The organism is Dermabacter sp. p3-SID358, assembly GCF_025147465.1.
Lineage (GTDB): Bacteria > Actinomycetota > Actinomycetes > Actinomycetales > Dermabacteraceae > Dermabacter.
The window spans coordinates 1-6699 of record NZ_JALXOZ010000030.1 but is presented as its reverse complement, the minus strand read 5'-3'; the positions used below and the strand labels follow the sequence as shown (position 1 = coordinate 6699).

4 protein-coding genes and 2 tRNA genes are annotated in these 6699 nt (G+C 61.1%); 2 read left to right on the top strand and 4 right to left on the bottom strand.

What is annotated here, in order from left to right; genetic code table 11:
• Positions 1-4 precede the first annotated feature (4 nt).
• Both M3B90_RS09525 and M3B90_RS09520 read right to left on the bottom strand, forming a co-directional pair.
• A tRNA-Met gene (locus M3B90_RS09525) sits at positions 5-78 on the bottom strand.
• A 104-nt stretch (positions 79-182) separates the two neighbouring features.
• Positions 183-3287, bottom strand: a complete 3105-nt coding sequence (locus M3B90_RS09520; RefSeq protein WP_259890147.1) for a UPF0182 family protein — start codon at positions 3285-3287, stop codon at positions 183-185.
• A 98-nt stretch (positions 3288-3385) separates the two neighbouring features.
• Here M3B90_RS09520 and M3B90_RS09515 point away from each other — a divergent pair, with 98 nt between their 5' ends.
• A complete protein-coding gene (locus tag M3B90_RS09515; protein WP_259890144.1) occupies positions 3386-3928 on the top strand; it encodes a hypothetical protein in 543 nt (180 codons plus the stop codon).
• Positions 3929-4005: 77 nt separating this feature from the next.
• On the opposite strand, the gene M3B90_RS09510 is transcribed toward M3B90_RS09515, so the two are convergent.
• Positions 4006-4569: a single-stranded DNA-binding protein gene (locus M3B90_RS09510; RefSeq protein ID WP_259890141.1), complete on the bottom strand. Its 564-nt coding sequence runs from the start codon at positions 4567-4569 to the stop codon at positions 4006-4008.
• Positions 4570-4752: 183 nt separating this feature from the next.
• Here M3B90_RS09510 and M3B90_RS09505 point away from each other — a divergent pair.
• Positions 4753-4825 (top strand) — tRNA-Arg (locus M3B90_RS09505).
• A gap of 479 nt (positions 4826-5304) precedes the next feature.
• On the opposite strand, the gene M3B90_RS09500 is transcribed toward M3B90_RS09505, so the two are convergent.
• Complete coding sequence (locus tag M3B90_RS09500) at positions 5305-6534, bottom strand: M48 family metallopeptidase (protein ID WP_259890139.1); 1230 nt, start codon at positions 6532-6534, stop codon at positions 5305-5307.
• Positions 6535-6699 lie beyond the last annotated feature (165 nt).

Sequence of the window (6699 nt, the reverse complement as noted above, 5' to 3'; positions counted from 1 at the left end):
CTCGTAGCGGGGGCAGGATTTGAACCTACGACCTCCGGGTTATGAGCCCGGCGAGCTACCGAACTGCTCCACCCCGCGTCGGCGCTCTCTAACTTAGTAGGGCCACGCGGCGGAGTCTAGTTTTCAGCAGCTAAACGTTTCGTAGTTCACGTTCACGCCCCGTTCATGCTCCCGTTCCTTCGCTAGTCGCCGCCTCCAGGCAGCTGCGCATTTGCGGCATCGGCACGTTCGATCGCGTCCTTGAGGCGCTCTTGCGCCTCGCCGTACTTGGCCCAGTCACCCTCGGCGCGTGCCTTTTCGGCATCCTTCCACGCCGCGTCGAGATCCTTCAACGCAGTGTCAAGATCGGCTTTGGGATCGCCAGATCCTCCCTCGGGTGTCGGTCGAGCCGGGGCTTCACTTGGCTGTTCACTAGGGGTCTCGCTTGGAGCCTCACTCGGCTCGGGGGTTTTCTTACCGCCGCCCTCCTTACCGGTGTTCGGGTCCGAGACCGCGTCCTCAACTGCCTTCGCTTCTCCCGTCGTGGGAACTTCGGCGTCGCCCGCGCTCGCGCCAGAGTCGCCTCCGAAAACAGCGTCGAGGGCCTCATCGAGCGTGTCGGCGTAGCCCACCTTGTCACCAAAACTTACGAGCACTTTTCGCAGGAGTGGGTACGACGTTCCACCACCGGAGCTCGAGCTCATGACATAGACCGGCTGAACATACAGGAGTCCGCCGCCAACGGGGAGCGTGAGCAAGTTGCCGTTGATGACCTTCGAGTTCCCCTGGCGCAAAAGGTTGAGTTCGTTCGACACCTGCGGGTTGGAGTTGAACGTGTTTTGCACCTGCCTCGGCGCGCTCACAGGATTCGAGCTCGGGAGAACGAGGAGCGTCAACTTGCCATAGTCCTTCGCGGGATTGCCCGCCTTCGTTCCTGTTTCCGAGTTCACCGCAAGCAAACCCGTGAGAACGTCCTGACCCGATTCAGGAATATAACTCGAGGAAAGCGTGAACTGCGGCTCACTCTCACCGGGCATTTGCATTGTGAGGTAGTGCGGGGCCTGAAGCGGTGCGGAACCGCTCTCACCTTCGCGCGCCTGCGTGGGATCCGGGGTCGTCTGCCAGAAATCCTGCCCCACGTAGAAGTCTTCGGCCTTATCAATGTGGTACCTGCCGAGAATGGAACGCTGCACCTTGAAGTAGTCCGCCGGATAGCGAAGATGGCTCATGAGGTCGCCCGAGATTTCACTGGCGGGTTTCACAGCTTTCGGGAATGACTTCTCCCATGCCTTGAGGATCGGATCTTCCGTGTCCCACGCGTATAGATCCACACTGCCGTCGAAGGCATCGACGGTGGCTTTCACCGAATTGCGCATGTAGTTGACCTGGCGCTCGCGCAGCCCGGCGGTATCGGCCCCGTTCACCTTCGAGTCGGTGACGACCTGATCAAAGTTTGTCGCTTGCGCATACGGGTAGCGATCACTCGTCGTGTAGGCATCGATCACCCACTTGAGCTTGCCGTCCACAACCGCCGGATACATCTCGGTGTCGAGCGACAGGAAGGGCGCGACGGTCTTCACTCGCTGCTGTGGGTCGCGATCGTAGAGGATCTGAGAGTTCTCGTTGACATAGCTCGAGATGAGAATGTTGAACTCGCGGAACTTGATCGCGAACAGCATTCGGTTGACGAAGTTGCCCACGCTCGGGCCGCCATCACCCGTGTAGGTGTTGGAGACCTGCCTGCCTTGGTCATCACCCTCCGTGCCGGATTGGTAGTCAAATTCTTGGGGATCCGAGCCCTCGGGAGCTCCTACGATTGAGTAGCTCGGCGAGTGGCGCCCGAAGTAGACGCGCTCCTGGAACTTTCCGAGTTCGCCCGATCCGGGCACGCCTGACTGGAAAAAGGCCGGCTCACCGTCCGTGCGCCGCTGATTGCCGTAGGCTGCAGCTACACCGAAACCGTGCGTGTACACGACATGCTGGTTGACCCATGACTGCGAGGCGAGCTCGAGCTTGTCGGGGCGGAGCTCGCGTACACCGATCACGGTGTCCTGCTTTTGCCCGTCAATCTCGTATCGGTCCACGCTCAAGGTATTTTCGAAACCCCAGTAACGGCGGTTTGCTTCACGCTGGCCAAAGGTCGGGGACACCACCGCGGGGTCGAGAAGACGGATCTGCGCCGTGGTCGCGGCGTCTTCGCGCAATTGGCCCGACGTAGCCGTTGACTTCGCTCGGTAAGAAATCTCGTTGACATCTTCAAGGCCGTAGGCTGCGCGTGTGGCGGCCATGTTCTCTTCAATGAAGGGCTTTTCGAGATTGCGCTCGTTCGGTTCCACTTGGAAGGTCTGGATGAGGTAGGGATACACCATTCCGACGGCGACCGTGGAGAGCACGATGAGGCCCGCCGCGGCCGCAGGCAGCTTCCAATTGCCCTTGAGGATCCACGCGAGCAACAGCAAAGCGACGATGATCGCGGAAATGGCGAGAATGGTCTTGCCGGGAATGAGTGCATGCACGTCGGTATAGGCCGCGCCATCGAACTTTTCGTGAGAGGTGGTGAGGGTTGCGTATCGCTCGAACCAGTGCTGCGCAGCGAGCACGAACATGTAGGCCATGGCAATGACTCCAACGTGGGTGCGCGCTGCGCGGGTAAGTTTGAGTCCCCTCTTTTGATCCCACTCAATTCCACCGTAAATGAAGTGGCCAAGCACCGCCGCAAATGCACTCGCGAGAATCACAAAGTTCACGAGCCCGAGCGCCGTTTCGATCACGGGAAGCGTGAACACGTAGAACGCGACGTCGTTGTGGAATACCGGATCGGTTTTCCCAAACGGTTCTTGGTTAAGCATGAGGAGAACCTCTTGCCATTGGCGCGAAAGCGTGAGCCCGCCGAAGATTCCAAGAACGACCGGTGCGGCGATCGTGATGACCTTGCGCAGCGGCTCAACCGCGTCGCGAAAGCCCGCGATCGTGATGTCTTCGCGGGTCACCGGAACAGTCTGCGGCCGGTACTTGTAGCTCGCCCACAGGCACACGAAGATTGGTGCAGCCACGGTTACGAGCCCGAGGAGGAACAAAAGCCCCTGCGTGACCCACTTCTTGACGAGGAAGTCGTCGAACCCTAGCTGGTCGAACCACATGTAACTCGTCGCCACTTCGGCAAACCATGCGAAGGCGACGATGAGTGCAACGATGACGAGAATCGTGATCGTGAGAGGCGAGAGCTTCCTTGCACCCTTCTCATTCGTGGAACCCGCGGGCTTCGGACTCGGCTGGGCAGCACCGGCAAAGGGATTCGTAAAACTCAACGGTGACCTCGGCTCACATCGTGGGGAACTATCGTGGGGTGGGTACTCACCCCAGCATGAGGCAAGTGTCACCATTGTCCCAGTAAGGAGCCAGCGCCGTGAATTCAGAAACGCGAGACCTCAACCTGAGCGAAACCGAAGGAGCCCTCGCCGCCGCGGTTCTCGAGCTCGTTCGTCACACTCGCAAGCAAGACTCCCCTGCTCCTGAACACATCGCTCGCTACGCGCTATTCACAACGAAGGCTCTTCTCGAAGAGCGCCCCGAACTTTCGCGCCTCCTCCCCCAAGAAACACTCGACCTCGCGAACGGCGACCCGCATCACCTCACGAGCGTCGAAACCGGCACCCAACACGCCGATGTTGCCGACGAACTCGCCAATGCCCTCTGGCCTGAAGGCTGCTCCGGCGGATACATTCAGGCTCGCATCCGCGGCGCAATCGACAGCTCCCCCAGCTCGGAACCCGCCCCCGTATTCGTTGCCGCCGGCGCTCTCACCACGGGCGAGACGTTCAGTGCCGTTGCACGCGAAGGCGAAAAACTGCGCGTTGGCCGCGATCTCATTCCCGAACTCGTCGCGACGCTATGCGCGAGCCTCGGCATCGACTCACCCGGCACCGGCACCAATATTCACAACGGGTAAGCGCGTTAAGCGGGCGAGCGTCGGACCCCGCACCCCCGCGCGAGCGCGCGTGCGGGAACCGACGCTCCCTCCCGCTTTCAGGCGTAGCTAGGTTCCTCCACCTCGGCGTGTTCCCCGAAATCGCTCTCGTCGAGCGAACCTTCAAAATCTGTTGCGCCCAAAGCGCGAGAGTCACCTTCCTCGACCGCTTCGTCGACCGCAGTTTCATCGGCCGTCTCGTTCTCGGGCCCCGGGGAGGTAGTGCGAACCTCACCGGTATTCTCGTCCACCCACGACGGCGCACTCTTGGCGAACTGCGCGGTTCCGTAGGTGAGGTCGATTGCGACATGATCGGCGTGCATGAGCAACTCGGTGCGCGTGTTGCCGTCGCGATCCTCCCACGTCTGCGTCACAAGACGCCCCGTGCACAGGAGGGGCTGGCCACGCTTGACCGATAGCACGACATTATTGGCGAGCGATTCACGGCGCACCTGCACGCGCACATACTCGGGCTTGCGCTCCTTCCATTCCTCAGCCTGAACGTCGTAGTATCGATCGTTCACGGCAACGGTCACCGACGTGCGGCAGCCACCGCCATCGAATTTGAAGATCGTGGCATCGGCGGTCGCGTTGCCCTGGATCGTTGTCACGATTGCATTCATTGAATTTCCCCCTGGGATCGGTCGCCGCCCGGTGCGGCGCTCATCCACGAGCATGCCTCTCACCCTCGCCCTCGAAAAGCAGCTCGTCAGCGGTTGTGGAATGGGCTTCGATGTGGAGCACGCGCCGCTGCGCATTCGGCCCCACTCTCCAATCCCGGTACACTGGATCCGCCCGCGCGGCATGCCTCCATAGCTCAATGGATAGAGCAACGGCCTTCTAATCCGTAGGTTGCAGGTTCGAGTCCTGCTGGGGGCGCTATGACCTGGGGAAACACTCCTTCAGAGGGAGTTTTCCCGGGTCATTTTCGACAAGGGGACGCTTAAAAGGACGCCTCAGCCTACGCTTCAGACCACGCTTCAGGCGCACGAGGGGTCACCGCTTGGAAGCGCGGGGAAGCCGCCGAGCGGCCCCTAACAGCGAACAACACGAGCCAACACGCCGTGTTCCGCGGTCGCGGCGTGAGCGAATGCAGCGGGTATGTGCCGCGAACGGAGATTTGTCAAAACTCTGCTCGAAGTTTTCGTGAGCGAAGCCATGAAGGAGCGCTTAGTTTTTACGGCGGGGTGAGCCGTGTTGCGAGGATCGATGAAGCCCCAAAACGCCCACCGGCAAAGGCACTTTCACACGCAGTCAACGCGGATGAGCAACCCACGCAGGTTCGAGTCCTGCTGGGGGCGCGAAAAAGCGCCAGTGCCTCTCGCACTGGCGCTTTAGTTCGATTCACCGTGCGCGGGTCAGTGCGCTCCCGGCTTGCGCAAAACAACGGGGTTGGCGGCAGGTGCCGACGGTTCCCTCACCTGCAGTGGCCTCATGTGTTCTGGAGCTGGATAACTCTGACCGAATGGGAACCGACCGAACTGCTCTTCACCGATCACGTGACCTTCGGCGCGTGCGCGCTCAAGGAGTTCGAGGGCTTCTTCGGGAGTGGGATACTTCCCGCTCCACGTCGACCCTGCGGGAAGGTAGGAATCGAAGATGCGGGTCTTCGGGCGCAAGAACATGCGTCCCGCCTTTGAGCGATCGCGCAGCGCATGGGCGCGCCACGTGATGAGCGGGTGCGACATAGAAAGATTCACGAGGTGGAGCCAGAAGCCCTTTTCAGTTGCGGCGCGATCGGCAAGCTCGTGAACATTGACGTGGGCGTTGAGGTACTTGCCTCCCGCAAGGAGCGCCATCGTGCCGGGGGCACCGGCGGGCACGTTCGCATAGCCGAAGTTATCGGCCGTGTATTCCTGGGCGCGCGAGAGCGCCATGCCGTAGATCGGGATGCGCATCACGAGGTTCGTGAAGAGGAGGCGGAAGTACGACGTGTGGCCTGCGGCGTGGTGGCCTACCTCGTGCGCGATGATAAAGCGCAGCGCCTCCGGGTCGCGGGCCTTGCCTCCCACCTCGAATAGGTCGGAGTAGACGCACACGAATCGGCGAAAGCCGTGACCTGCCGCGAAGGCGTTGATCATGCCGTTGCCCGAAAGTACGTATGCGTCGGGAACGCGGCGCATCCCGAACTGTTCGGCGGCCTCGGCAACCATGCGGTATCCCTCGGGAAACTGCGTGGGGCTCATTCGCACGCCAGACGCACGGATCTGGGCGTACATGAGGGCGCGAGCGATCCACAGAACCCAAGGGATTAACATCACGGCAACGAAAAGCTGAATCCCCATGGAGATGGGGCTGTAGGGATTCGAGAGACCCTCGTTTTCACCTTCGATTGCCGGCTGAATGCTCGACCACTTCCCGGTTGCGATCATGTAGATGATGATGCCGACCGCACCTACCCACGCGATGTACAGGAGACACGTGAGCACGATGCCCGCAATAAAGAGCGGAATGTCCCACGGGTGGCGAAGCGAAAGATCGCCGAGAAGACCGTGGCGGGTCGAGCCGTTGAAGAGCCCCGGTTTTCCCGCAGGTTTCTTAGGCTCACTTTGGAGCGGCTGCACGTGTTGTTGTTCGAACTCGGTCATAACTCAACCGTAACAACCTCGACTTACCGATCCCTAGAAAACACCAGCATAGAAGCCTATTCGGCGAGTACACACAAAGGTGGGGGGGCCCCCCCCCCCCGCCCCCCCCCCCAAACCAAAACCCCCCCCCCGCGCCCGCCGCGCGGCGGGGGGCGGGCCCCGGGC

What these genes read in the sequence shown, in the direction of transcription:
- M3B90_RS09510 (WP_259890141.1), bottom strand. Translation starts at nt 4,569, where the DNA reads ATGAATGCAATCGTGACAACGATCCAGGGCAACGCGACCGCCGATGCC.
- M3B90_RS09500 (WP_259890139.1), bottom strand. Translation starts at nt 6,534, where the DNA reads ATGACCGAGTTCGAACAACAACACGTGCAGCCGCTCCAAAGTGAGCCT.